At 59.9% G+C, this 26,934-nt stretch carries 19 protein-coding genes and 5 pseudogenes; 18 read left to right on the top strand and 6 right to left on the bottom strand.

Going from position 1 to position 26,934, the window contains the following annotated elements; all coding sequences use genetic code 11:
• The first annotated feature begins 379 nt into the window (after nt 1-379).
• Nucleotides 380-2,824 carry a hypothetical protein gene (locus CO657_RS24565; protein WP_245293069.1) on the top strand — a complete coding sequence of 815 codons (2,445 nt, stop codon included), beginning with the start codon at nt 380-382 and terminating at the stop codon, nt 2,822-2,824.
• A 1,343-nt stretch (nt 2,825-4,167) separates the two neighbouring features.
• Here the strand turns inward: CO657_RS24565 and CO657_RS24555 are convergent.
• Nucleotides 4,168-4,394: pseudogene (locus CO657_RS24555) on the bottom strand (IS3 family transposase); the annotation flags it as partial.
• 117 nt (nt 4,395-4,511) lie between these two features.
• Between CO657_RS24555 and tssA the strand changes: the two are divergent.
• From tssA to tssG, 7 genes and pseudogenes are all read left to right on the top strand, one after another.
• Nucleotides 4,512-5,504 (top strand): type VI secretion system protein TssA, encoded by a 993-nt coding sequence (tssA, locus tag CO657_RS24550; protein ID WP_054185913.1) that lies wholly within the window; start codon nt 4,512-4,514, stop codon nt 5,502-5,504.
• 33 nt (nt 5,505-5,537) lie between these two features.
• Nucleotides 5,538-6,092 carry a type VI secretion system contractile sheath small subunit gene (tssB, locus tag CO657_RS24545; protein ID WP_054185914.1) on the top strand — a complete coding sequence of 185 codons (555 nt, stop codon included), beginning with the start codon at nt 5,538-5,540 and terminating at the stop codon, nt 6,090-6,092.
• A gap of 2 nt (nt 6,093-6,094) precedes the next feature.
• On the top strand, nt 6,095-7,582 hold the full coding sequence (gene tssC / locus CO657_RS24540) for a type VI secretion system contractile sheath large subunit (protein WP_007636661.1): 1,488 nt from the start codon (nt 6,095-6,097) through the stop codon (nt 7,580-7,582).
• A 115-nt stretch (nt 7,583-7,697) separates the two neighbouring features.
• Nucleotides 7,698-8,231, top strand: coding sequence for an Hcp family type VI secretion system effector (locus tag CO657_RS24535; RefSeq protein ID WP_007636660.1), 534 nt, complete (start codon nt 7,698-7,700; stop codon nt 8,229-8,231).
• A gap of 84 nt (nt 8,232-8,315) precedes the next feature.
• Nucleotides 8,316-8,822, top strand: coding sequence for a type VI secretion system baseplate subunit TssE (tssE, locus tag CO657_RS24530; RefSeq protein WP_054185915.1), 507 nt, complete (start codon nt 8,316-8,318; stop codon nt 8,820-8,822).
• Nucleotides 8,822-10,708 carry a type VI secretion system baseplate subunit TssF gene (gene tssF / locus CO657_RS24525; RefSeq protein ID WP_054185916.1) on the top strand — a complete coding sequence of 629 codons (1,887 nt, stop codon included), beginning with the start codon at nt 8,822-8,824 and terminating at the stop codon, nt 10,706-10,708. The genes tssE and tssF overlap by 1 nt, the downstream gene beginning before the upstream one ends.
• A pseudogene (tssG, locus tag CO657_RS24520) lies at nt 10,672-11,643 on the top strand (type VI secretion system baseplate subunit TssG); the annotation flags it as partial. The gene tssF and the pseudogene tssG, both read left to right, overlap by 37 nt.
• Before the next feature lie 105 nt (nt 11,644-11,748).
• Here the strand turns inward: tssG and CO657_RS37505 are convergent.
• Nucleotides 11,749-11,886 (bottom strand): annotated as a pseudogene (locus CO657_RS37505) (CoA ester lyase); the annotation flags it as partial.
• A 549-nt stretch (nt 11,887-12,435) separates the two neighbouring features.
• Between CO657_RS37505 and CO657_RS24515 the strand changes: the two are divergent.
• The 4 genes from CO657_RS24515 to CO657_RS38280 all read left to right on the top strand — a co-directional run bounded on the left by CO657_RS24515 (nt 12,436) and on the right by CO657_RS38280 (nt 17,121).
• The gene (locus tag CO657_RS24515) at nt 12,436-14,463 is read left to right on the top strand and encodes a type VI secretion system Vgr family protein (protein ID WP_054185918.1); all 2,028 of its coding nucleotides are present in this window, start codon (nt 12,436-12,438) and stop codon (nt 14,461-14,463) included.
• A 1,126-nt stretch (nt 14,464-15,589) separates the two neighbouring features.
• Nucleotides 15,590-16,159 (top strand): leucine-rich repeat domain-containing protein, encoded by a 570-nt coding sequence (locus CO657_RS37500; protein WP_245487159.1) that lies wholly within the window; start codon nt 15,590-15,592, stop codon nt 16,157-16,159.
• A 509-nt stretch (nt 16,160-16,668) separates the two neighbouring features.
• Entirely contained in the window at nt 16,669-16,974 is a 306-nt protein-coding gene (locus tag CO657_RS24505; protein ID WP_004680432.1) for a hypothetical protein, read from the top strand.
• 42 nt (nt 16,975-17,016) lie between these two features.
• Nucleotides 17,017-17,121: a hypothetical protein gene (locus CO657_RS38280; protein ID WP_245293070.1), complete on the top strand. Its 105-nt coding sequence runs from the start codon at nt 17,017-17,019 to the stop codon at nt 17,119-17,121.
• A 625-nt stretch (nt 17,122-17,746) separates the two neighbouring features.
• Here CO657_RS38280 and CO657_RS24495 read toward each other — a convergent pair.
• Complete coding sequence (locus tag CO657_RS24495) at nt 17,747-18,445, bottom strand: formyltetrahydrofolate deformylase (RefSeq protein ID WP_280950512.1); 699 nt, start codon at nt 18,443-18,445, stop codon at nt 17,747-17,749.
• A gap of 567 nt (nt 18,446-19,012) precedes the next feature.
• Between CO657_RS24495 and CO657_RS24485 the strand changes: the two genes are divergently transcribed.
• The 4 genes and pseudogenes from CO657_RS24485 (at nt 19,013) to CO657_RS36905 (ending at nt 23,852) form a co-directional block, all read left to right on the top strand.
• The gene (locus CO657_RS24485) at nt 19,013-20,656 is read left to right on the top strand and encodes an MFS transporter (RefSeq protein ID WP_054185921.1); all 1,644 of its coding nucleotides are present in this window, start codon (nt 19,013-19,015) and stop codon (nt 20,654-20,656) included.
• 375 nt (nt 20,657-21,031) lie between these two features.
• Nucleotides 21,032-22,669 carry an MFS transporter gene (locus tag CO657_RS24480; RefSeq protein ID WP_128715600.1) on the top strand — a complete coding sequence of 546 codons (1,638 nt, stop codon included), beginning with the start codon at nt 21,032-21,034 and terminating at the stop codon, nt 22,667-22,669.
• A 218-nt stretch (nt 22,670-22,887) separates the two neighbouring features.
• Nucleotides 22,888-23,145, top strand: a pseudogene (locus tag CO657_RS37160) (hypothetical protein); the annotation flags it as partial.
• A 443-nt stretch (nt 23,146-23,588) separates the two neighbouring features.
• The gene (locus CO657_RS36905; RefSeq protein WP_164918681.1) at nt 23,589-23,852 is read left to right on the top strand and encodes a histidine phosphatase family protein; all 264 of its coding nucleotides are present in this window, start codon (nt 23,589-23,591) and stop codon (nt 23,850-23,852) included.
• Here CO657_RS36905 and CO657_RS24470 read toward each other — a convergent pair.
• Nucleotides 23,796-24,053, bottom strand: a complete 258-nt coding sequence (locus CO657_RS24470) for a WGR domain-containing protein (RefSeq protein ID WP_054186367.1) — start codon at nt 24,051-24,053, stop codon at nt 23,796-23,798. The genes CO657_RS36905 and CO657_RS24470 overlap by 57 nt on opposite strands.
• A gap of 200 nt (nt 24,054-24,253) precedes the next feature.
• Nucleotides 24,254-24,698: pseudogene (locus tag CO657_RS37495) on the bottom strand (thermonuclease family protein).
• A gap of 837 nt (nt 24,699-25,535) precedes the next feature.
• Between CO657_RS37495 and CO657_RS24460 the strand changes: the two are divergent.
• Both CO657_RS24460 and CO657_RS24455 read left to right on the top strand, forming a co-directional pair.
• Entirely contained in the window at nt 25,536-25,673 is a 138-nt protein-coding gene (locus tag CO657_RS24460; RefSeq protein WP_096771945.1) for a YHYH domain-containing protein, read from the top strand.
• On the top strand, nt 25,664-25,942 hold the full coding sequence (locus CO657_RS24455) for a DUF5334 family protein (protein ID WP_245293119.1): 279 nt from the start codon (nt 25,664-25,666) through the stop codon (nt 25,940-25,942). The genes CO657_RS24460 and CO657_RS24455 overlap by 10 nt, the downstream gene beginning before the upstream one ends.
• Before the next feature lie 171 nt (nt 25,943-26,113).
• On the opposite strand, the gene CO657_RS24450 is transcribed toward CO657_RS24455, so the two are convergent.
• Entirely contained in the window at nt 26,114-26,569 is a 456-nt protein-coding gene (locus tag CO657_RS24450; RefSeq protein ID WP_054186405.1) for a phasin, read from the bottom strand.
• Between the last annotated feature and the right edge of the window lie 365 nt (nt 26,570-26,934).

Raw genomic sequence — 26,934 nt, 5'->3', positions numbered from 1 at the left:
TCCGGTCGTCCCGGCAGAGACCGCGTTCAACCTCACGAGGACAACAGATGAATACAATAATGCCGATCGCATTATTCACCTCGTCGAGGGACAGCCGCTGGAGACTGGCCCTCAGCGCAGGGGGCTGCATGGCCTTGGGAATTTAGAAGCCTCGGCGGTTGCCAGGCCGACCGAGGTGCCGGGTGAAAGAGAGGAGCATTCGGCCATGTCCGAGGTGCCCGCGGAGCCCAGCGATCCGACCGGTGGCGGGCGCAAGAGGCAGACTACTGAGAAGGGCGCAGATCCCAGGCCCAGCCGCAAGCAAAAGTTTTATAATTTTGAAGCTTCGGCGGTTGCCAGGCCGACCGAGGTGACAGGTGAAAGAGAGGAGCATTCGGCCATGTCCGAGGTGCCCGCGGAGCCCGGCGATCCGACCGGTGGCGGGCGCAAGAGGCAGACTACTGAGAAGGGCGCAGATCCCAGGCCCAGCCGCAAGCAGAGGTTATATGCTCAAAGGCCGCTGGCGTTGGCGCCTGATCTCAGCGCCGCGAATGCCAGCATAATCGTGGGGGCCTCAACGGGCGATCTCGTCGATCGAGCGGCGTTCCAGACGGTGTCGGCCCAGGATCAGGCGAGGCTGGACGAAGTCGCCAGGCAGACACCGCGGCAGTCGAGGCAGAGCAAGGGGGCGTGGGCGGACGCGCTGAAGGCGGCCCATCCCGATCTCAGCGCCGCCGATGCCGCCGCCATCGTGGGCGTCGTAAAGCGGGTTATCGCCAGGAGGGCGGCGTTCCGGACGGTGTCGGCCCAGGACCGGGCGAGGCTAGACGAGATCAAGGCGGCGACACCGCAGCTGCCGGGGCAGAGCAAGGGGGCGTGGGCCGACGCGCTGAAGGCGGCCCATCCCGATCTCAGTGCCGCCGATGCCGCCATAATCGTGGGCACTTTTAAGGACGATATTGCCAGGAGGACGGCGTTCCGGACGGTGTCGGCCCAGGACCAGGCGAGGCTGGACGAAATCGCCAGGCAGACACCGCGGCAGTCGAGGCAGAGCAAGGGGGCGTGGGCGGACGCGCTGAAGGCGGCTCATCCCGATCTCAGCGCCGCCGATGCCGCCATAATCGTGGGCGCCGTAAAGCAGGATATTGCCAAAAGGGCGGCGTTCCGGACGGTGTCGGCCCAGGACCAGGCGAGGCTGGACGAAATCGCGGCGGCGACACCGCGGCAGGGGCGGAGCAATGCGGCCTGGGCGGACGCGCTGAAGGCGACCCATCCCGATCTCAGCGCCGCCGATGCCGCAACCATCGTGGGTGCCCTGAAGCAGGATATTGCTAAAAGGACAACGTTCCAAACGGTATCGGCCCAGGACCAGGCGAGGCTGGACGAGATCGCCAGGCAGACACCGCGGCAGTCGAGGCAGAGCAAGGGGGCCTGGGCGGACGCACTGAAGGCGGCCCATCCCGATCTCAGCGCCGCCGATGCCGCCGCCATCGTGGGCGCCGTAAAGCGGGCTATCGCCAGGAGGGCGGCTTTCCAGACGGTGTCGGCCCAGGATCAGGCGAGGCTGGACGAAATCACCAGGCAGACACCGCAGCTGCCGGGGCAGAGCAAGGGGGCGTGGGCGGACGCGCTGAAGGCGGCCCATCCCGATCTCAGCGCTGCCGATACTGCCACCATCGTGGGTTCCGTAAAGCATAATATTGCTAAAAGGGCGGCGTTCCAGACGGTGTCGGCCCAGGATCAGGCGAGGCTGGACGAAATCGCCAGGCAGACACCGCGGCAGTCGAGGCAGAGCAAGGGGGCGTGGGCGGACGCGCTGAAGGCGGCCCATCCCGATCTCAGCGCCGCCGATGCCGCCATAATTGTGGGCGCCTTAAAGGACGATATCGCCGTGAGGGCGGCGTTCCGGACGGTGTCGGCCCAGGATCAGGCGAGGCTGGACGAAATCGCCAGGCAGACACCGCGGCAGTCGAGGCAGAGCAATGCGGCCTGGGCGGACGCGCTGAAGGCGGCCCATCCCGATCTCAGCGCCGCCGATTCCGCCACCATCGTGGGCGCCGCAAAGGACGAAATCGCCAGGAGGGCGGCGTTCCGGACGGTGTCGGCCCAGGACCAGGCGAGGCTGGACGAAATCGCGCGGCAGACACCGCAGCTGCCGGGGCAGAGCAATGCGGCCTGGGCGGACGCGCTGAAGGCGGCCCATCCCGATCTCAGCGCTGCCGATGCCGCCATAATCGTGGGTGCCGTAAAGCAGGATATTGCCAAAAGGGCGGCGTTCCGGACGGTGTCGGCCCAGGACCAGGCGAGGCTGGACGAAATCGCGGCGGCGACACCGCGGCAGGGGCGGAGCAATGCGGCCTGGGCGGACGCGCTGAAGGCGGCCCGTCCCGATCTCAGCGCCGCCGATGCCGCCATAATCGTGGGCACCTTTAAGGACGATATCGCCAGGAGGGCGGCGTTCCGGACGGTGTCGGCCCAGGATCAGGCGAGGCTGGACGAGATCAAGGCGGCGATACCGCAGCTGCCGGGGCAGAGCAAGGGGGCGTGGGCGGACGCGCTGAAGGCGGCCCATCCCGATCTTAGCGCTGCCGATGCCGCCATAATCGTGGGTGCCGTAAGGCGCGATATCGCCGTGAGGACGGCGTTCCAGACGGTGTCGGCGCAGGACCAGGCGAGGCTGGACGAAATCGCTAGGCAGACACCGCAGCTGCCGGGGCAGAGCAATGCGGCCTGGGCGGACGCGCTGAAGGCGGCCCATCCCGATCTCAGCGCCGCCGATGCCGCCATAATTGTGGGTGCCTCAAAGAAACGAATAGCCAGGAGGGCAGCGTTCAAGGTGATATAGGACGGCTCATGACTCATCACCACATTCCCTAGGAACTGCACCATCATGTGCGTTGGTCGTCCACCACGGGATTGCATGAGCATGTGAGAGCGCCGAATTTTTCTTCAGCCTGGAGGCCAATACCTGGCTCGAGATCGAGATTTAGGGGCACGACGGCCGGCGCATTCCGGCTGACTAACACGCCGAGAGCGACCTCGTCTTCGACGGCGCGGATCGCAGAATGTCGGCTCGCATGCCGCTGCGACCATCGGCCTGCTCCTCGCAAGATTGGCGCCAAGGCCGCCGTCGAACGATGCCGAGGAGGCAAGTTTCCCCAAACTTTCTTTAGCATAGAGGTAGAAGGATCGGTACAGCGGGGTTGCAGTGCCCGGGCGGCTAGGGTGACTAAGTGCGTGCACTCCACGACCGTCTAACGGGTTCGGTGTCCGTCAATTCGAAATCGCAGGGATCTGCACGAGAGACCGCGTGGTTGCCCTGCACGATTAATGGAAGCAGGGTCGACAGTCACGTTGGGGTCCGGTAGGTGCGCGGTAGAACGAGAGATTGGCGGCGGGATTCGATTCCTTTTAGAAGATCACGCAAAGCCGCATCACACCCATTGTCAATAGAATACCGCGACGATGGTTATTAGACTTCGACTTCCGTCGAAAACGGCAATGGCGCTCGCGAAGGAGGCCGGCCGCTGCGAAACCCCGCCATCTCCGCACCCCACTCCTTCGCTCCAACTGGGAGCGAAATGAATGAGGCAACGTGCGAATCTCGGGGAGCATCGTTACATGCGGTCAATACGGATCTCATCTAGATTGTCGCCCTATAAGCCTCGTGCGGCGGTCCGGCGGAGCGCAGGAGATTACATGCCGTTGAAGTGCTCGAGCCGTTCTACCACTGACGCCGGGTCGCTGCACGCGCGATGGACCCGCCGGCTGGCCGCTCGTTCGATGTGGGTCCGCGCCCCGACACCCCCAAGACCGATCGCCGACGAGGCCATCCACCTTATGCAGCACCCATTGCACCCTCTGCGCTTCGAATCCTCCACTAGGCAGAGCGGCAGACGGCCGAATGGTTGCAGCTCCGAGGCTTTCTCGCGCTAGCAAGCTGAAGCGTTTGACCGGGTGCCGTGGACCTCGCACGTCGGCAATCTCTTATACCTCATCAGGTCAATTCGAGGCCAGCTGGCGTTGAGCTTCACATGTATCACACCACGCCCGTCGCCTTGGTGCGGACCCTGGTGCTGGCGCGGAGGCGGCCGCGCGAAGACTCCGTAGTTGGAGGCCTTCCGGCTCACGTTTGCAACGGTACTCCGCAGGTTGCCCTTTGCACAGACTGCCCCCCCCCCCCGCGCTATCGGTGAGTTGATCCGACACGAAGTCCAGCGACCAACGATCATTGGCAGCCAGCGGGATCAACACCAACGCTTGCCTTTCGCTCGTTTCCGGCCACGGCGCTTGCGCATCGTGAGCTTCTCCTCCCGATGGAGCCGGAAGAGCTTCTTGTGGTTCACAAGGTGTCCTTTGCGCCTGAGCAGCACATAGCTGCATCAAGATCCGAAGCGGCGGCGTTCACGCCCCAAGCATTCACGACATATACGAATGTCGATTGTGCATGAGCAATCGCGTCTGCTCATTGCTAAACGTTGAGAAACAGAGGCGCGACGATCTTTAATGTCGGGAAAACTGGGATTTTGGTCATGCTCGATGCAGATCATTTATTAAAACCGATCGGCGACGGCAACGCATGCGGGGATGCTCTCGATTACGATCTGAGCTTCCTGGAGCTCGAGATAGCGTCGCACGGCAAGCCGCACCAGCAGATAGGCGACTCCATCGCCACCGAGGAGGCTCCCAATTGGACAGAGGTGTGGCGGCTTGGCCTCGACCTTTCTGCCCGCACTAAGGATCTAAGAGTCGGCATCTTGCTCGCACGATCCGCCCTCAGTCAGTTCGGCTTCCCTGGTCTAAGTCAGGGGCTTGAGCTGCTCGCGGCCTATGTCGAGCTCTACTGGTCAGAGCTACATCCGCGACCGGATCCAGAAGATGACGGAGATCAGACCGTTCGCCTCAACGCTCTGGCAAGCCTCTGCGATCTCTCCGGGATCTTGGCGGAAATACGCCAAGTTCCACTCACCGCCTCCAGGCAATTCGGGGCATTTACGCTCCGCGATTGGGCTGGTGCGCTACGGTCGCAGTCTGCGGAAGTTGATCGTTCGACTATCGAGCTCGCTTTCACCGACACCGACCCACTGCACCTCGAGCAGATCAGCACTGGTCTCGACGCCAGCCTAGCAGCCGCCACCGATCTAGACGCGAGTGTTCGGCGGCACGTTGCGAGTGACGAGGCCGTTCGATTCGACCCTCTGATAGTGCTACTCACCCAGGCCAAGGATCTGGTCGACGTCCATCGGAAAAGGGCCCAGCCTGCAGCCGCGGCATCTCCATTGCCAGACTCCAGCAAGGCCCCATACCCCGACGTGATCCGCAACCGCGATGACGTTGTCGAAATCCTTGGCCGCATTTGCCACTGGTACCAGGTGAACGAACCCGCGAGCCCGCTATCAGCCCTTCTGGAGCGCGCGCAGCGACTTGTCTCGAAGGACTTCATGGCTCTTGTCAAAGAGTTGGCGCCAGAAGGGGTTGCCCAGTACCGCTCGATTGCCGGCCTGGCGGTCGATGAGGGCACGTGACGTGCGTAATCTTCCTAATCAGGAGTGGAACACATGACAAAGGCGAGTAGTCAAAAGTTCATCGCGCGGGTTCGTCCGCCTCGCGTACAGATCGAATACGACGTGGAGACCTATGGCTCTCAGAAGAAGGTTCAGCTTCCCTTCGTGGTCGGCGTGATGTCCGATCTCGCTGGCAATGCTGACGAGCCGCTTGCTCCTGTCGCGGAGCGTAAGATGATGGAGATCGATATCGACAATTTCGATGATCGGCTCAGATCGCTGAGGCCCAGGGTGGTGATGCGGGTGCCGAACCTATTGACCGGAGAAGGCCAACTCGCTGTCGACTTGACCTTCGAGCGGCTCGAAGATTTCTCGCCGGCGGCCGTGGCGCGCAAGGTCGACAGCCTTAGCAGGCTGCTCGAAGCGCGAACGGAGCTCTCCAATCTGCTGGCCTACATGGACGGGAAGAACGGTGCCGAAGAGTTGCTCACCCACTTCCTCGCCGATTCGGCACTGCTAAGCGCCCTCGGCAGTGGCATCGAGACTGAGAAGCCTGATGGAGTGGTTGCCGCTCCGCCATTGGCATCCCCAGACACAGAGGAGAACTGATCGTGACGCCTGCAGATGCCACAGATGTACAGGTCGCCACCGTTGATCTCGGCGATTTCACCCGCATGCTTCGATTCGAGTTCAGGATCCGCTCGGACCACTCCCGTGACTTGGTAGAGAGTGCCGTCCGAACACTGGCCGAGCAGGCACTTCAAAACACGTCGCTGATCAGCGACGATGTCGTCGCGACTATCCAAAAAATGATTGCTTCGATCGACCAGAAGCTTTCTGCGCAACTCAACGAGATCCTCCATCACGAAAATTTCCAGCGCGTGGAATCAGCTTGGCGGGGCTTGCATCACCTTGCCCTCAACACCGAAACCGATGAGACGTTAAAGATTCGCGTTCTCCCAGTTTCAAAGGTGGAGATGTCCCGAACTTTGCGGAAATATAAGGGTGTCACCTGGGATCAGAGTCCGCTTTTCAAAAAAATCTACGAAGACGAATATGGCCAAATCGGCGGTGAACCCTATGGCTGCCTGATTGCCGACTACTATTTCGACCATACCCCACCGGACGTAGAGTTGCTTTCGGGACTCGCGCAGATCGCGGCGGCGAGCCACTCACCGCTTATATCTGCCGTCTCACCACATCTGCTGCAGATGGATTCTTGGCGTGAGCTTGCGAACCCGCGTGACATCACAAAAATCTTCCTCACTCCCGAACATGCTCCTTGGCGAGCGTTCCGCGAAAGCGAGAACTCGCGGTACGTGGCCCTGACCTTACCACGCACCCTTGGCCGGCTGCCCTATGGGGCCAAAACCAACCCGGTCGATGAATTCGCCTTCGAGGAGGACACAGACGGCGGCGACAGCGAGAAATACCTTTGGACGAATGCAGCCTACGCCATGGGCGTAAATATCACGCGCTCGTTCAAGCTCTATGGCTGGCTCTCCAGAATTCGCGGCGTCGAATCCGGCGGCCTCGTCGAGGGCCTGCCGGTACATACCTTCCGCAGCGACGACGGTGGCGTCGACCTAAAATGCCCCACTGAGATCGCGATCAGCGACCGCCGTGAGGCCGAACTCTCCAAAAACGGTCTTCTACCGCTGTTGCACCGCAAGAACACGGACCTCGGCGTATTTATTGGCGCTCAGACTATTAACAAGCCGGTCAAATACGAAGACCCCGACGCGTCAGCGAACGCCGAACTCAGTGCCCGGCTACCCTACATCTTCGCAACCTGCCGCTTCGCACATTATTTGAAGTGTATGGTCCGGGACAAGATTGGCACGTTCAAGGAGCGCCACGAGGTCGAGGAGTGGCTCAACCAATGGATTCAGGGCTACGTCCACCCCTCGCCCGAGCTTGGGAGCGAAGAGAGTAAGGCACAGCAGCCGCTCTCCTCGGCCGAGGTCAAGGTGGAAGAGGTCGAAGATAATCCCGGATATTACGTTGCGAGATTTTACATGCGGCCACACTATCAGCTCGAAGGCCTAACCATCTCTTTGAGATTGGTCTCGCGCCTGCCATCCGCCCGCAAGGGCTGAGAAAACCCGCAGATGATTGTGCTCCGTTCTCGGCGCCAAAACTCGGGAATGGCTGCCCTGGGCTGGCCGATACAATCCAGGCCCAATCAGATCAACGAGATAAGGAAAATCCATCATGGCGTTCGACGCGGTTATAAAGTTCACGCAGGCGTCCAAGGACGGCATTTTGCCCAAGGGCGAATCTATCATTCTAAAGGACGGTATCACGCTAGCGGACGAATGGAGCTTTTCACTCGAAAACAAGCTGAACATTGGGCCTCATACCGCCGGGGCGGGCGCGGGCAAGGCCGAATTCGAGGTCTTCACTATCAAGAAGCAGGTGGATACGTCATCGCCCTCTTTGTACGTTGCCTGCGGTCGCGGCGCCCACTTCAATAACGTTGAACTAAAACTTTTCAAAGCGACGGGGAGCGGACAAGCTACATCAGAATCGAACCTGTTCTTGCACTGGAGTTTCAATATGCTGGTAGTCGAGAAGGTCGAGTGGTCCTATGCGGAAGAGGCCCCCGAGGAGACGATCACATTCCGGTTCGGCGCCTGCAAGGTCATCTATTACAGGCAGGATGAAAAAGGCGCTCTTACCAAAGCAGGCGAGGGCATCTGGAACCAAATCGCGAACAGTACCGACTTCAATAGGCTCGTCGGCTGATGGGGCCATTGGGAACGGGAATATTCCGGGCCGCGCGCGAAAACGGCGGATCGCCTCTTCGATATTGCACCTGGAGATTGTAACATGGGCAGAGATGTTAAGCGGGATCTCGTGCAACCATCCCTCCTGGACCGGCTTACGGACGATGAGCCGCGCAGCTCGTGTGAAGCGCAGGACAAGCGCAGTTTCTCTGTTCGCCAACTGGAAGAGGTGATTCTACGCGATGTTTCCTGGTTGTTGAACACCAACCAATTGGGTGCAACCGTAGATCTACAAGCGTACCCTCACGTAGCGGCCAGTGCACTTAATTATGGTGCCTGGCCTCTCAGCGGACAAATTCGCGAAGGCATGGATAAGAGCGCATTGCGCGAAGCGATAATCGAGAGCCTTCAGCGCTTTGAGCCGCGTCTCTTACCGGACACCCTCAAGGTGACGGTCCTGGACGATGGTCAGGGTTGCGGCACTTTTCGCTTTAGGATCGAAGCCGATCTGTGGGCGCAGCCATTGCCGGTGCGAATGGTGATGCGTACGGAGGTAAACTCCGAGCTCGCATCCGCCCGCGTCCTTCATCTCGGTACAGAGATAAGCTGATGGATCCCCGGCTCCTGCGACTGTACAACGATGAACTTGCTTATATGCGCGAGATGGGGGCCGAGTTCGCCCGCGCATTCCCGAAGGTCGCCGCCCGGCTCGGGATGGAATCAGTGGAGGTCGCCGACCCCTACGTCGAGCGGCTTCTGGAAGGCTTCGCTTTCATGGCGGCGCGGGTGCAATTGAAGCTTCAGTCTCGCTTTCCGGAATTCACCCAGCACCTCCTGGAGATGGTCTATCCGCATTTTCTACCGCCGCTCCCGTCGATGACGATCGTGCGCTTCGAGCCCGACCAGGAGGCCGGACGACTTGAGAATGGATACGTCGTGCCGCGGGGAACCAAGCTTTTGGGCCGTCTTGCTCCGGGTGCCGTCACACATTGCGAGTTCCGCACGGCCCATGATGTGCATCTCTGGCCAATTGTGGTAAGCGCTGCCGATTATTTTTCGACGCCGGGGCAGATCGCCGCACTGGATCTTCCGGCCCGGCAAGATGCGAAGGCTGCTTTGCGACTACGCCTTCGCACCACGAATGGCATGCCGTTCAATAGACTCGCACTAGACGCTCTCACACTGCACCTAACAGGCCCCGGTGGCATCGGCGCCGCACTCGCCGAACAGCTTCTCGGTGACGCATGCAATATCTTAGCCCGTCCGGTCGGCCGGCCCATCCCTTGGCAGGAAAAGATTCCGGTTCATGCGCTGCAGCAGCGCGGTTTGGAGCCGAGCTGTGCTCTCCTGCCCGAGGTGCCACGCTCTTTCGACGGGTACCGTCTCCTACAGGAGTATTTCGCCCTCGCGGAGCGGACGTTGTTCGTCGAGGTTAGCGGGCTGGCAGACGCAGTAGCCCTGTCAACTGCCGAGACCCTTGAGATCGTCTTCGCACTTGGACGTGTCGAGCCACGGCTGGAACGACAGCTCGGACCCCAAAATATCGTTCTCTTCGCAACGCCCGCGATTAATCTGTTCGAACGCCAGGCAGATCTCGTCCACGTGAGCGACAAGAACACCGAGCATCATGTGATTGTTGACAGGATGAGGCCGCTCGACTTTGAGGTCCACTCGATCCTCGAGATGAGCGGAGACGGGGCGAAAAACGAAGCGGCTCCCGTGAGGTTCTACCCGTTCTATAGCATCAGCGCGCACGGTCAGGAGGAGCAGCACTCCAGATACTACGCGATCCGCCGGGAGCAGCGCCTCATGTCGGAGCACCAGCGTCTAAATGGCGCGCGGACTGGCTATATCGGCAGCGAGACGTTCGTTTCTCTAGTTGATCGCCAGGCGGCTCCCTATTCGGCAGAACTCCGGCATTTGTCTGTAAACTGCCTGTGCTCGAACCGGGATCTGGCGCTGCTGCTGCCGATTGGCCGGGACGAGACAGACTTCACCCTGGAAATCGGCGCTCCAGTTACCGCCACCCGGTGCGTATCGCCCCCGAGCCGACCGCGCCACTCCTTCGCCAATGGCGATATCACCTGGCGATTAATTAGCCATCTCTCACTGAACTACCTCTCGATCAGCAATTCCGATAGGAACGACCACCGGGGCGCAGAAGCGCTGCGTGAACTCCTCCGCCTCTACGTCGATCCAGTCAACGCCTTCGCCTCACGGCAGATCGACGGGATCCGGGAGATCCGGTCCAGGCCTGCGGTCAGGCGATTGTCCAGCGGTGGACAAGCCGCCGTAGCACGTGGGATTGAGGTTGCTATCATCCTGGACGAGGCGGCTTTCGAAGGCGTTGGCATCTTTCCGCTCGCCTCCGTGCTCAACCAGTTCTTCGCAAAATACGTATCCATCAACAGCTTCACCGAGATGGTCGTCTCGACGCTACAGCGCGGGGAGGTAATGCGATGGCCGACGATGGCCGGCCGCCGGGCGATCCTTTGATTTCGGGGGCACTCGGCGACTTCCTAAGCTCGCTTGGGGCCGAGCCGCATGCCTGCGACTTCTTCCAGGCTCTGCGGCGGATCGATGCAATCAGCTCAGATCGGCCTCGGCTGGGAGAATCGAGCGGTCCCAGCCTGGATCGTGTGCGGATCGCCCAGCAGCCCTCCCTTGCATTTCCGACTCGATCGATCGCGGGCGTGACTGCTCACGAGGAGAACGATCCCGTAATCTCCACCTACGCCTTCGGCTTGTTTGGACCCCACGGTCCCCTCCCATTGCATCTGACGGAGTACGCCCTTCTCCGGCAGCACAACTCCGGGGATGAGACGCTGATCCGATTTGCTGATACCTTTCATCATCGAATGGCCTCGTTCTTCTTCCGCGCATGGGCGGAGGGCGAACCGACCGTGAGCTATGACAGGCCACAAGAAGATCGATTTGCCCTTCAGCTCGGCGCGCTAGCCGGCTTCGGGATGACCTCCCTGCGCGCGCGGGATGCTATGCCCGATCTGGCCAAACTCCACTTCACCGGCCGTCTCGCCTCACACACCCGCAACGCCGAGGGGCTCGCTGCCATCCTCGCCAGCTTCGTCGAGGCGCCGGTTGATATCCGTGAATTTGTCCCAAAATGGGTCGAGCTGCCCCGCATATCGCTCTGCCTCCTGGGCCGCGACCCGGGCACGGGCACGCTGAACAGCACGGCTGTTGCAGGTGCGAGGATCAAAGTGTGGCACCATCGGTTCCGACTCATTGTGGGTCCCCTCAGCTTGGCTCATTACGAGTCGCTTCTGCCTGCAGCTCCCGGCCTCAAGTCGATAGCGCAGATCATCTCCAACTACCTTGGAGATGAACTGGACTGGGAGATTAACCTCGTACTTCGTCAGGAGCAGGTCCCGGAAGTGCAGTTGGGTCGCTGCGGCAGACTCGGTTGGTCCAGTTGGATGGGCAAGCGGAGAAGGCGCCAGCACGCCGATGACTTGACAACTACCCCAACTGATCGCGGCCCACCGGCTGCCGCATGGCACTCTCCCGAAACGGACATCCATGATGCGGCGGGCCCGCTCGACCTTCTTTTCGGGCGGGGAGAAGATCTCGTTGGCGAGATCGATCTGGATCGGATGAATGGCTCACGTGCCCTCGATGCCAAGTGCGGCGGCACGGCGGGCGGCGGCTTGGAAGGCCCGTTATGACAAGCATCGGAAGCCAGACTATCTTCAGTAAGCTCAACGCAAACTGCAATGAGACCGCCAAGGCCCTTTGCAAAATTCGCCGTGACGCCTCTTTGGAATGTTCTCGCCATTTTGACGCCCTTGAGGCTTCAGCAGCGGAGAGGCCGATCGAGGCGACGATCGCGGCGAAACTCGACCACCGTGGTTGTCCGCTAGGGCGCTGCGCCCTGGGCCTGGCTGAGAATTCCAGGAGATACGTCGTTGCTAGCACCGCCGGAATCCGCCAACTCATCAATGTTCTAAGGCCGCATGGCGAGATTTGGGTGGGAGTTAGCGTGGGTGAGTTCCAAGAGGCCCACACGCTTTCTTCGCCCCGCCCCCCCCCCCCTGGCTCTGACGATGCGGGCCAGCAAGCCATCTTGGCTGAGCAACGGTCGGCGATTTCGATGCACGAGATAAACGTCTTTCTGCATCTTCGCCGATGGCTTCGGCGGCATCTTACTCACGCTATCGGGCGCAACCGCGCCTTCTCATCAAATCTGCGGAACACACACCACCATGGTCCTGTCAAGAATCGAGAGTCTCTTAAGGCACAATCGTTTTGTTGCGGTCACTTCGGCCGCGTCCGAGTTGAATGAAATCTCTCTCCGACGGCTCAGTGGCACCGAGCGGCTGGGGGAACCTTTCCTCTACGAGGTGAAGCTCGCCAGCCGCAATCCAGTTCAGAACTTTGCTACGATTCCCGGTCAAAGCCTGACAATCGGGCTTAAGCTCAAGGACTCGCAAACGCGCTTCTTCAACGGTGTTGTTACGCGCTTCCAATATCTCGGCCTCGACGATACCGAGCACCTCAACTACGTGGCGCAGGTGCGCCCGTGGATTTCATTGCTCGAGCATCGCTCAAACAGTCGGGTCTTTCAGAACAAGACCAGCATCGAGATCATCACCACGATTTTTCGAGAACATAAAGGCAATTTCAAGAATCAGACCGCCCGACGGTTCCCACAGCGCCCATATTGCGTCCAGTACGATGAAACGGATCTGGCCTTCGTCAGCCGCCTCATGGAGCAGGACGGCATCTACTACTATTTTGAACATGCTGAGGACCAACATGACCTCGTGCTGGTCGACAACGCCGCGAGCCACATGGCCTGCACGCCTGAGATCGTGGAGACCCACCACAATCTCAGGCCCGCCCGAAGTCTGTACCAAGAAGACGTCATCCTGCATTGGGACGAGGTCGTTTCGCTACAGCCGAACAAGGTCGTTCTCAGGGACTATGACCATGAGAAGCCGATGGCAGAACTCACGTCTGTCGCGCGCGTTCCTCCCGTGAGGACAGGCGGCATTCCGCCCCGCAAGCTCACGGGAAGCGCCATCACCCGACCGCCGGAGAGCGTGGCGGTCAGAACGGGCGAGACCTCGTCGGCAAGCAGCGGCTGCACGGCAATGCGGGAGGTCTTCGAGTATCCAGGCCACTATACAAAAAAAAGCGATGGCGATTTCTACGCCACCATCCGTGCCGAGGAACTCGCCTGCAACGCTTATCGCGCGCGGATCGAAAGCACTGCGCGCCAGATAACGACCGGGTCATTATTCAAGGCCGCAAATCCCTTCTACTACGGCCAGGTCGGTTCCCGGCCGAAACCCACCGATCGCTTTCTGGCAGTCGGACAGGACTTCACTGTCATCGGAGAGGTGGGGGACGATCTCACTGCGGACACCGTGGGGGGGAAGGGCGAGCGCTTCCTCTATCACAGCAACGTAGAGATTATCCCCGCGACCACCCAGTACCGCCCGAGGCGCCGCACATCGGCGCGGTTGATTCACGGACCGCAGACGGCCGTCGTCGTAGGCCCCGAGGGCGAATCGATCGCGACGGATAAGTACGGCCGTGTGAAGGTTCAGTTCTTCTGGGACCGAGAAGGCGAAAAGAACGAGAACAGCTCCTGCTGGATTCGGGTGGCCCAAAACTTCGCTGGTAAGGGTTTTGGCAACCTGGTCGTCCCACGGATCGGCCATGAGGTCGTCGTTGATTTCATCCACGGAAATCCCGACACGCCCCTGGTGACCGGCGTCGTATACAATGGCTCAAATCTGCCGCCTGAAACCCTGCCGACTGACAAAACGCGGTCGACTTTCCGGACGCATACCGATGGCGGCGCCGCTAATGCGTACAATGAACTGCGCTTTGAGGACAAGCAAGGCCGTGAGGAGGTCTATTTGAAGGCGCAGAAGAATCATACCGTCGAGGTCGGGAATATCTACAGCATCGACGTCAAGAGACACTTCCTCCTGACCTCGGGCGTCGCCGCGCCCGCGTCCTCTGCCGCAGCGGCCTTGGGTAGCCGCGTCGAGGTAACACCCGACAAGATCCGCCTTGTAGTATCGGGCAGAACCGGCCCCCAGGCCATCGAAATCAGCGCCGATGGGATAGCCATTATCGGCACGATGATTGGCGTTATGGCAACGCCTCCGCGGCTCGGGTCCATCGTCTCCATGCCGCCGCCGACACCGGGTCCACCCACGCCGTCGATAATGAAGCTTATTGCGACACTCGGGCTGCCGCCTGTTACGCCCGAGTGACACGATGTCAAGGTGAACTGGTTCTGGGCCTCGGCTGTCCGGCAGTCGTTGCCTTTAAGTCGGCAGGGCCCTGCAGGCGTAGAGATGAACAGCGGAACGGCCTTGGCGTCGTAAGCTGACCTACCGAATCAACGCGACACCGCGAGATTGCCCGAAAATGAGGGAAGGTTATCGTGCGTGAGCACTTGTTCCGGGAACTTGCGCCTCAGTTGATGGAGTTGCCTTGCGAAATCGGCCGCAAGCGGCTCCAAATGCGTCTAGTTTATGTCTCCACCAAGCTGGAGTATAGCCATCATGAGGATGAAATACCTTTATCACTCGGCGTCACGAAATTGCGATCAGGGCGCGGGCGGCGCAAAAATCAGCGTTCTCGATCTCGCGTCATAGCGCTGCTTTGCAGGGCGGGCTCTTGCCTCGAAGCACTACTGCCGGAAGCCGCCTCGCGTTCGAGCGCGGTCGAAGCCATTCACCATGCTTGAAGGGCTCTCGCTTCCGTTTGCGTTTCGCGTTTCTGATAGGCGCTGGCCATGCCTGTCAGGCCGAGTCCGCGCAGCATGTCAATGGTGGGATTGGTCAACGTCGCGGTAAGAATTATGCGCTGTCCACTTCGAGGAAGGACGCTGGCCATGCCCCCGAAGCATAACGTGATACGAATTTGGTATTGGAAGGAAAGGTCGCGACGGAAATAACATCAGCAGTGACGCAATGACCTAAGGAGCGACGCGATGAAGGGCAGAAGGCAGGGGGGTGGTGGCAATAGTTCCGAACAAGGTGGTGAAGACACTTTTAACCGGGTTGAAGGCTTGACTGGCTCCTCGTCCGGCGAAGCTGCGCTGAAAGAAATTTTACTGGCCTGGGCGGAAGATGGGCAGCAGGCGCAGGACGAGGACCGGCACGAGGCAATGGCACGGATCGAGGCCTGGACGGAAACCCGCAATTTCCGTGCCCCCCTGAACTTGACATCGCTGTCCCTAACGGCACTGCCCCCACCTTACCGGCCGGCCTCCAGCGGCTCAACGCCAATGACAACCGGTTGGGCAGGCTGCCCAGAAACCTCCCGCCCGGTCTGCGAGAGCTCTCTGCCTGCGACAACCAGCTGACCACGCTGCCTGAGGTTCTTCCGGACATGCTCGAGACGCTCTGCGTCGACGGCAACCGGCTGACCAGATTGCCGAACGAGCTTCCTTCCGGACTAAAGTATCTCTACGTCAACCACAACCGGCTGACCAGTTTGCCCGATAACCTGCCGCCTGAGCTCAGGGAGCTTCATGTCACCCGCAACGAAATCGCGCACCTGCCGGAGAATCTCCCCCTCGAATTAACGGATCTCCGCGCCGAGCTCAATAACATAATTCGCCTGCCCGAGCGCCTTCCCGCAAAGCTCACGAGGCTCGAAGTCGCTCACAATGAACTGACTAGCCTACCCGAGGACCTCCCGGCCACCCTAAAGTGGCTCAGCGCCGACAGCAATGAACTGAGCCACCTGCCCCCTAACCTGCCGACGGGGCTGGAGGAGCTTAGGGTTCGTGGAAACAACCTGAGAGGACTTGGCGACGCGCGAACTGCACTGCTGCACATTCTGTCGCGGCTTGGTCGTGATTGCAAAGTGTACCTGAATAGCAATTCGCTCCCAGATCGACTGCGGGCGCACCTGAGCGCGCAAAGCGGGACGAGCCTTCCGCAGATCTTTTTGTGACGCTGCCTGAGAAACGGGCCTAACTAGGTCCCTGCTTTGAGTAAAAGCCTTTTGCCGAAGCCATGGCGGTGGGGTGCAGGCCAGGTATGACGCGTGCGGATCAAAAACAATGAGTTTGCAGGTTTATGCCGCTCGTCGGAATGTGTTGAGTTGTGGAAGCAACAGACGTCTCGCTGAAGACCATGGCCGGAAAGCCCAGGCTCGGCACTTGTGTCCTTCGTGCGACCTTGCATGCGAGCCACTTTGTACAAAGGATTACCCGCTCTCGCGTATCAGAAGGTGCGACGCTTATGGCCTAGAGGCCTTGCTGCCGGTTGGAAACCTCGCAAGCTGGACCCGATACCAACAGTCCTCAAGCGCATCGGCCATTTCCACATCCCAGCATCGCGTATTCGTTGATCTAACTACTGAGACTCCAGCCTACGGGCCTTTTTGGATTCGTCGGCGATCGAGGACTGTCGCCTATCAGTTGAAATAGGTTTCGTGGCGAGCCAGCAGAGGGACAGCCCATGGATGAGAAAAACAGCCCCATTGTTTGCATCTCGGGTGTAGACGAACGAAAGCTCGGCGCCGCTCTAATCGCGGTCCAATCGGCATTTAGTGTCGCGATTGCGGAACTATCGAAGCTTCACAAAGGGAACAGTCCTCAGTGGTTCGAAGACCTGGAGGAGGTGGTAATCGCTAACGCAAAAGGCACAGTCACCGAGGGCATCTCGCTGGATGTCGAGGTGGAAAGCCTCAAATTCGGCATCGACGTCCTTCGGGCGATCTTGGATGTAAGCCGCGTTGAGCTAGGCTTTGCAGCAAAGGAATAACCTTTCGCCCAAACGAGGTCTCGATGCTATTTGGCGCCGGAGATGTTTGATGCACACTCGAACCTTCGCATGGGTACCGCGCTCGTCGCCAAAGTCGCCCGCATCGTCACCAAATGGTACGGCCGTCCGACAAACCAGGAGGTCTAGCCGCAGATGATCGACGATACGACCTATGCATGGCGCACCGGCGTTTTGAGGGAACACGCGTTTCCCATGCGGAAGACCGGGCGGACCAACCTTCATCGGGGGTAATTTGCGCAAGCCGGAGACTCTGATGGAAGACAATAAATTGTCGGACACAGCGGCATCTGCCAAAATCCAAGAATTGGCGACCACAGGACCGAGTCTAGTTTAGCGGGCGGAGGTCCAAGGACAAGGATGCCAACTCGACACAGGAGTTGAGCGGTGCCAAATCTGGTGCTGAACGCGATATCGGGGACAATCGGTCATGGTTCTTCTCCTCGATACCGTTTTGGCTTGGATCGCCTGCACCAAGATTGGCCTTGACGATCCCCAAACTCTGCGGGGCGTGGGTTCCCAGGGAACCCCAGACACGGTTTACGCTTCGCGTTCAGAACGCCCCTACCCCGATGGATAAGACGGCGGCGCGGTTGGTAAACGACCGCAACGCGGCGAGACGAATGACTTCCTGGAACGACCGCTCCCTGGTTGGGCGATGTCTCACTGTGCCACGTGCCGGCGCCGCAAGAACCCACCGAAAGTGCAAGTATTGAGCTCATCGGATCCTCACGTTGGATGCTCTAAAGAGGCTCTATCGCATTCGCTCGGAAGCGAAGGATCCGGGGCTTGGCGGGAACACGACCGTACGGCTTCCATGGAGGAAGACCCGGTGGTGGATATGTGCGTGTATAGCTCGCGCCAGAACCTGGGCTTCGACATCACGTCCCAGCGAAACGTAGTCGTCTGGAGACTGAGCATGGGTAATCCGCACGGTGTCCTGCTCGATGATCGGGCCCTCATCGAGATCGGCTGTGACGTAGTGCGCCGTTGCGCCGATAAGCTTCACGCCGCGCTGATACGCCTGCCTGTAAGGGTTCGCGCCTTTAAAGCTCGGTAAGAAGGAGTGATGGATGTTGATGATGCGACCGGACATCCGCCCGCACATCTTGTCCGAAAGTACCTGCATGTAGCGCGCAAGAACCACGAGCTCGGTCGACGTCGACTCCACGATCTCCATGATCTTGGCTTCTGCCTGCGGTTTGTTCTGTTTGGTCACGGGACTGTGGTGGAAGGGAATATCGTGATTGACGACGAGCTTCTGATAGTCGAAGTGGTTTGAGACCACGCCGACGATGTCGATGGGCAGCGCGCCAATTCGCCAGCGGTAAAGAAGGTCGTTAAGGCAGTGGCCGAAGCGGGAGACCATGAGCAGGACCTTCATACTGCCAGCCGCAATATGTTTGGCCTGATTTTTAAGCCATCGAACTGAATTAAGGTTTTCGCTGCTCATTTCTAGGTATCCGGGCCGATGTTGCGGACCTTGGCGGGGAGCCTCCCGTGAGATCCTTAGCGATTCCGGGGTACTGTTTGATAGGTTATGGCTGCTGCGAAGTTCGCCGCCCGGTAACTCACCTCTGTTACGGATTGTGCTCGCTTCCGGGTCGGCAGCCGCATCCCGTGCGCGTCGGACTAGCGAGCCTCGGCTGCCACCCCGGGCCGTTGCGCCTCGCAACAGGGGCATCTGTGGACTCGGACGATTCCGTCTGGGGCCAAACCTCTTCAATCCGGGCTAGTATGGGAGGCGCATGAGGTCTGGGAAAGCCTTTGGCAGTTGGCCGAACCGGCAGTGCCGTGCGTGAACTCTGAAGGGACAAAGCTCGGCGGCCGGTTCAAAGATTCGCGAGGGTGAATATCAGGCGGCCCGCCTTCACACCGGCGCTACCTGCCTGGTGTCTATTCTGCTCGATGCAGTGTTCCTGCGCGAAGCAGCTGAATAACGCCGGAAATCGTATCGTGGTTACGGATAAGCTCCTTCGTCAGCGAGATGATGGGAAGCGTCAGAGTAACCTAAATGCAGATGCAGATCGAAGACGTTTCCATGACCGGGGCAACCACTCCTGCTCCACTGCGCAATGCAGCATTCTGTTCGATTTGGAGTTCAGCGCAAGTCGCAAATCTGGGATGGCTTGTGCAGACCGTCGCGATTGGTTGGCAGATGGTGACGATCACCGCTTCCGATCTGATGGTCGCGCTCGTACAGGCGTCGACAACGCTTCCGGCATTCATACTCTCCATCGTCGCCGGCGCCATCGCCGATACTCATAGCCGCCGATCGGTGATGATCATAGGACTGTCATTGATCGCGCTAGCGTCTGTCGCACTGGCAGTTGCCGCCGCCTTCGGCTTCCTCAGTCCCTGGCTCATTCTAGCGCTGGGATTTATGGCAGGCTGCGGATTTGCGCTTAATGACCCCGCCTGGCACGCCTCCGTGGGGGATATCCTCGACAAGCGGGATATCCCGGCCGCGGTGACGCTTATGTCTATTGGATATAACATGACGCGCAGCGTTGGGTCGGCGCTGGGCGGGGTTATTCTCGCCTCTCTCGGATCATTGGCCGCCTTTCTCTTCTCCGCATGCAGCAACCTGGCGCCTCTCGCCGCGGTATTGCGTAACAAGTGGCACGCGCGCCCGTCTCCTCTGCCTGCGGAGCGTATCTCGACAGCAATCCGAGACGGCATCCGGTTCACCGCGCTTTTCTCCGATATCCGGGCGACAATCATGCGCGCAACCCTCTTCGGCCTTGCCGCTATTGCTATCCTCGCACTTCTGCCGCTCGTCGCCCGCGATCGTTTGGCCGGCGGCCCCATCGCCTACGGCGTTCTTTTCGCAGGTTTCGGAATGGGCGCCTGCGTGGCCGGATTGAACAACCGGCTCTTAAGGAAAGTTATTCCTCAGGAATGGCTGATGGCAATTGCTTCCATCGCTTGCGCGGTGTGTTGCATCTCACTTGCCTTCACCTCCTCTGTGCCTTTAGCAACACTTGCGCTTGCTATCGGCGGCGCCGGCTGGGTCATCACCTGGACCGGCTTTGACGTCTGGGTGCAATTGGCAAGTCCGCGCTGGGTCGTCGGCCGCACGCTCTCGATCTATTATGCATTCCTATCCGGCGGCATGGCAGCCGGCAGCTGGATCTGGGGCAATGTTGCCCAGTCATATTCGCTCGCTTCTTCTCTCGAGCTGGCCGCGGCCGCGCTGCTTCTTGTTGCTGCGTCAGGGTTCGTCTTGCAGGTGCATCTGGGGGCGGAGGGAGACCAGCAGGGCTCGGTTTTTCCGGCTCCATCGGTGGCGCTTGATCTGAAGCCGCAAAGCGGTCCGATTGCAGCGAGGACAGAGTATTCCATAGACGAAAGCGACCTGGACAGCTTCTTCGATCACATGCGCACTCGCAGATACGCCTTAGCTCGCGCAGGCGCGCGCGACTGGACGCTCCAGCGAAATCTTCGAAAGCCCTCCCATTGGACGGAAACGTTTCGCACGCCGGCCTGGATGAGTTTCCGGCGTCTGCATCATCGCCTCTCTCTATCGGATCAGGACGTCTCCCAGCTTCTCGCCGCTTTGCATTTGAGTGAAAAGCCTGCGGAAACTGAGCTCGTTATTGAACGTACAACGGACGCGCGACGAACCCGGAGCCATCCAGTCCCGCGCGTTTTGCGTCCGTGAGGTGATTAGTGATGAGACCATCCGTCGAGCAGCAACGGTTAAAAGGCGGCGCCGACCAAAAACAAAACCTCACGATCACTAGGACTGCGGAGAATAGCCGCAAGTCCGACACGGCTCCTGGCCCGGGAGTGGCATCAACCCCTGCCATCCAGGTTCACTCGGCTGTCGTCGATCCCTGGTCGACGACAGCCGCTTTTTCCTCTGTTTTTGATTGTGGTCTTGCCGCAGCCCGCCGAAGCGGAACTTGCGACCCTCTGCTCACAGGCTCAAGGCCGGAGAGAGGAAGTAAGGCCAACCCAGTTCCCACTGCCCTCCCTCATCGCCGCCGCCCCGCAAAGACGGCCGAAGTGCCCCGTCCGAAAGAGACCGAATGACATGCCATCAAATGAAGGGACAGCATCCGTAGGCCTACTGGCGCCACTGAAGAATTCGACGTTCCGTTCGATTTTCTTCGCGTCTCAGCTCTCCAGCCTGGGTTGGCTGATGCAGACGGTGGCCCTCAGCTGGCTGATGGCCACCGTTTCCACTTCGGATGTGATGGTCGCCCTCGTCCAGGCATCGTCTACCCTGCCTGCCTTTTTTCTTGCGATTTTCGTTGGCGCGATTGCCGACAACTACAGCCGGCGCATGGTCATGATCGTCGGCCGAAGCCTGATGATGGCGGCCTCGGCGATGCTGACGATCCTGATGGCTTTCGGCATCACCGATCCATGGATGATCCTGGCGTTCAGTTTCCTTGACGGCTGCGGTATCGCACTCAGCGATCCCGCGTGGCGCGCTTCGCTTGGCGACATGCTGGAGCGCCGCCATCTGCCGTCGGCCGTCACCCTTCTCAATGTCGGATTCAACACGGTCCGTAGCGTCGGTCCCGCGCTTGGCGGCATCATCGTCGCGATTTTTGGGCCGCTCGTCACTTTCGCGCTCACCACGCTTGGCTTCGTCGCGCCCCTCACCGCTCTGTGGCGAAACAAGTGGACCGTGAAAGCGTCGACCCTCCCTCGCGAAGCGCTCATGACGGCGATCTATGATGGACTGCGGTTCACGGCGATATCCTCGGAAATCAAGGCAGCTATTGTCCGCGGTACGCTGTTTGGGCTGACCGGAACCTCGATGCTGGCGCTCCTGCCGCTCGTCGCAAGAGACCTCTTGAAGGGCGGCCCAATCGACTACGGTATTCTCATGGGTGGCTTCGGCGCCGGCGCGCTGATCGCGGGGCTCGTGAACCCGCCACTCAGGCGCGCGGTCACGCAGGAACTGCTGATTGTTCTGGCATGTGTCGCGTGCGCGGTATGTGCGATCTCACTTGCGCTGACGTCTTCCCTGATCATCGCAACAGTCTGCCTCGCCTTCGGCGGCGCCGGCTGGGTAACCGGATGGTCGGGGTTCGGCGTCAACGTGCAGTTGGCAAGCCCGCGCTGGGTGGTGGGTCGCACGATTTCCATCTACAGCGCTTTTACTTATGGGGGGATCGCGGCTGGCAGTTGGCTCTGGGGAATTATCGCCGAAAACCATTCCCTCTCCCTATCCTTGGCATGTTCTGCTGCCGGCTCGTTGCTGGTCGCCGCACTTGGGCTCAAGCTGCCGATCAGCAACCGCTTGGAGTCTGAACTCGAAGCCTCCGGCGCCTTCGATGCGCCAGTACCTGCACTCGATCTGAAGCCGAGAAGCGGCCCAATTCTGGTGACGACGGAATATGCGATTGCCGAAGAGAACGCCGCTGTCTTTCTTGAGATCATGCGCAGACGGCGGCATGTTCAAAGCCGAGCCGGCGCACGCCATTGGACCCTCACGCGCGACGTTCAGCAGCCTTCGCGATGGCTCGAGACCTTTCGGACGCCAACCTGGACGGATTACCATCGCCTTCATCACCGCCTCAACGAAGCGGACAAGCGCCTGGGCGATGAGCTCAAGTCGCTGAGCGTGGCATCCGACCTCCCGCGAACAATCGTTCTGGTGGAGCGCCCGACGGCTGCGCGCAAGTCCACGCCCGTGCCGTACGTATCGCAGAAATGAGCACGCTATGCGACTCCGAGGCAACTCATCCAGCAAGAGAGGATCGTTCGATAATGGATACGTCGAAGCTTTGCCCCCTCCAGTTGGCCTCCCTCCGATGGCTGAAACAGAGTAGAACGTTGGAAGAGATCGCGCGGATCGAGGACCGAACCGTCGTCGATATCGAGCGATGCCTGCAGGATGCTTTGGTGCTGCTCGGCGCAGACTCGATTGAGGCGGCCAAGGCCGCCAACGACGCCCGCGACGAGGACCTCGACGGCCCCGTCGGCTATGTCAGCGCCGCCCAGCGCAAGCGCGAATTCGCCGCCGACATGGGCATCCAGGCCCATTCGCTCAGAATGGCGGCCGAAGGCGCCGTCGCCGCCTATGCCAAAGTGCTCGGCGAGACCTGGAAACCATTCGACCGGCCGGTCGAGCAGCCGGGTCACTCGCTGGGCCGCAAGGCCGCCGAAGCGCAGATCTCGGCCTTCGACTAGGCCCTGCCGGCGGGGCTTCGGCCCCGCCTTTGGACAACAGCAAGAACGGCCGGTTCCCTGACGGGGAGCCGGCCTGTTTTCGTGTCGTTGACGCAGCCAACAGGGAACGGAAATCAGGCAGATGGCACGCCCGTCGCGGCCCGTCCCGCTTGTCGCGTCTGCAGGAGCTGCCGGCAGATGCAACGGCTCCGCCGTCCTCCACTTAAGTTCCGGCCGTTCCAGTGCATCGGCCGGCTGATCGGCTCCTGCCTTCTGTCGTAGCCCGTTCGTCGGGACGCAACCTGGCGGCAACAGAATTTTCCCCGCCGCTTTCTGCGGCTCCTCGCGGGACAAAATTCAGCCGCCGCCAGGTCCTCCACTTCCGTTCCGGCCCTTGGGTGCTTCCCTCCTTCCGGTCTGCCGCTTATCCCCTGCGATGACCGCAGTTCGAAAGGAGAAACGCCATGCAACAGCTCGCTCGATTCCTCGCCGCCACCGGCCACCGGCTCCGCACCCTCGGCAAGGTGATCAGCCACTTCCTCCGCAAGGGCAAGCTCGGCCTGAAGCTTGCGATCAAGATCCCGTTCTTCGTCAAGATCGAAGCTTCCTTCAGACCGATTGGAACCGGCGCCGATGAGGCGCGTCCAAGGCCCGCTTCGGCGGGCCTTGCTTCAGTTCGTCATCGCGGTGCGCGGGCGGTAACCGCGTTTTCGCTTCTGTCGGAGTAGAACGAGAAACAGTTCGACAGCTTCCTTTTCCCGTCCGAAATGGTGGATTATCGTCTGGCCCTTTGCGCCGATGCGGCCCCACTTCCGGAGCAGGCAGACATCGCCCAGGAGGTTCGGCTCGATCGACATGGCATAGTAGCGCGCCATGTTCCGGGAGGCGTCCGTGCGTTCGACATAGAGATGATAAGGCTGTGCGATCATGAGACCAGAATCGCCGATCGTGGGAATGGCGTCCAACGACAGTTATGAATCGGTTGGCGTTGATCGATTCAGATCGGTGATGATAGGCGAAAGTCGCGATCGGTTTGGGCGTGACGCCTCTGGCGCATGGTCTATTGGCTTGCGCTCACGAAGCCCGCACATGGTCTCCACCGCAAGGGTGACTATCCTCTCGCCGCTTCTCAGCCGCACCATCCGTGTCTTGCGCCGTCCCAGCGTCTGGCCGGGCCCTCCTCGACAAGTGTGTTGCCGAGCGAGCGTCTAGATCGCGAGACAGTGCGGAGCTTGCGGCCATACTTGTCTTCGTCGCGCCAGCCGGCCGTCTATGAGAAATAGCCTCCTTTTGAGCAGCGCCAGCAGGCGTGCCTTCGCCGCCTCGCCTTTGATCCATTCCGCCGCGCAACGCGCGGCGGGCTGAGCTCCGGCGTGTCGATATCCGCGATGCGAATTTTCTCACCCTTGAACCAGAACGTGTCGCCATCGACGACGCAATTCGTTCGCACGCTCTCGCCGCAGAACGAGAACGCGGCCGACGATGAATCCGTCGCCGGCGTTTCAGCTAGTGTGAAGACACTCGGGACATAGCCAGCACCGCCGAGCAAACCAACCTCCCGCAGCAATCAAGATGGCTGAGATAACTGCCATCAGCGATGTGCGCAGACCATTCTGTCCATGCCGGGGTGACTTCCCCGCATGCGATGTCGATCATTCGTGCTGCTGCACTTCCGCGGCCTTTGGAACGGAACCACATTGTATTTCGCCACTTGCCCGTCCTCTTCTGTTTGCCTCAACCTATCTCGGATCTGGTTTCATCTGAGTTTACCGCGCCGACTGGCAGTTGGGCTGCAGTATGGTGTGCGGGAGCGGGGCGCAGTCGGTCCCGCCTCCCCTTCGGGCCACTATGTTGAGGCTCCTGCGGCTGCGCCGTTCCCCGCTCTCGCACGGCGAGAATTCCCGAAATCCCACCCCTGGGTGGCCGCTATGCTGATTTCTCCGATAGTCTTCATCATCCTTGATCGGCCGTGCTCGTTGCACTGCGCACCGGCTCGATCGAACGAATTCTCTGCGGGGTTTGCTGCTTTCGACAACGCGCTCGTGCCCACGCACCCCTTCATGGCATTCTGACCGCAAGGCCTTTGTCTGTCAGAACGAGCTGCCCGCCGGCGCCTCGGCCGTGGTGCAAGCGATAACGCAGCGACCATGCCAGTCCGGACCAGACATCCGCTGCGCGCGGCGTGTGCACGATCTTGTTGCGAAAGGTTACTCCGTCGCAGGCTGTTCACGAGGTTGGATCGAACGTCACCGAATTACCATACTCAAAATTGTAGTTCCTCGTATTAATGTGCTCGACTCATTAGTGTAAATTGAATTAGGTGCTTCTTGGGTGGGGCATCCAACTCTCTGGGCAACTGCGCGAGGCGCGGCGAGCTGACTCGCACCCACCTGTTGCCGTCGGGGTTAGAAATGAAAATCGCAATCGCAATCTTGGTCGCATGGTCCACGTTCTCGCTGTCTGTCTCGGCAGCTTCCGCTCACAGTGGCGGAACGGATTCAAACGGCTGCCACACCAATCACAAGACCGGAGATTACCATTGCCATTGAAATCGTTGTTGGTGGCCGCCGTCCTGACGCTATCGCTTCCGGCGAACACCTTCGCATGGGATGGTATAGATAGCGATTCTGGCGGTGCGGTCGAGATTGGCAAAGGCAATCTAGTCAGATCGGGACAGACCGTCGAGGTTTACGACTACGAAGCGGGCGAGTACCGTGACGTTGATGTCCAAAGCATCCAGCGTTCTGGAGGCTCGGTCGAGGTCGAGGTTTACGACAACGAAAGCGGCGAATACCGCACCTTTGAAATGGACGACTGATAAAGTAGGCCGCCCTAAATAGGGCGGCTGCTGCTATCGTTGCCATAGCGATTGGTGTCTTTGCCGCGGAGCTATCCTCTCCCAATGACCAACTCGTCAAAGATAGTCTTAAACTCCTGAAAAGAAGCTTCGATCACGATCCGTCCAGGCGATTTAGGTGTCGCCTCAGTTTTACGTCGCCTTGAGGTCCGTCAGCACCTTGTCAAAAGCATCCTTGACCGGCTTTGAGATTTCCTCCACCGTCCTGCTTGCGAGTACCCGGAATTCCTTGGCGTGCTGCAAACTTGTCTCAACCCGCTTGCGCAGGAAGGTCGACTGCAGTTCGAGGACCTGCGACGGCGAATTTGCGCTAAGCAAAGCTTGCAGATGCGAGAAGCCGGCCTCGGCGTCGGCCTGCAGTGCAGCGATCGTCTTCCACGACAATTCGTTGCCGAACAGACTTGTCGTTTCGAGGATCGGAGGCAGCATTTTCTGTGTCGCTTCAGCGCCGGACGCAAATTTCAAAAAAGCCTCTGTCACCTGCTTGTTCCCCTTTTCAACGGATGCGCCGAACTGATCTGGCACCTTGAGCGGCGATGACGCCGGGTTTTCGATCGTTTCAAAGGATCTTTCGGAAATCTTGGTCATAGCGTTTTCCTTCTCATTGAGTTGGTTGCAAGCTGTGACGTCGGGATTGACCCCTTCCGCCGGCGGACTATGCATGGCCGCTTGGTAGAACGTCGGTTCGATGACGAACCGTCATGTGGCCTCCGTTCCGTTCGTTTCATGAACCGGCATCATGCAGACTGCTTTCTGCCGCTTGTAACCAGGGATCAGCAAACACCATGCCAACTGCTCAGACGCTCCAAGAAGATGAGTTTCGTTTATCGATGGGCGGATTGATCGGTATTTGGCGGACGAACAAACGTTCTAATCTCGACAATCCGACAATAGGTGTCGGGTGCCCGACATTTGCGAGACATGTGGACAGCTGAGATCGGGACAAGCGAATG

This window comes from Rhizobium acidisoli (assembly GCF_002531755.2).
Taxonomy (GTDB): domain Bacteria; phylum Pseudomonadota; class Alphaproteobacteria; order Rhizobiales; family Rhizobiaceae; genus Rhizobium; species Rhizobium acidisoli.
The sequence above is the reverse complement of the archived record's forward strand: the minus strand, read 5'-3'. Positions and strand labels throughout refer to the sequence as shown.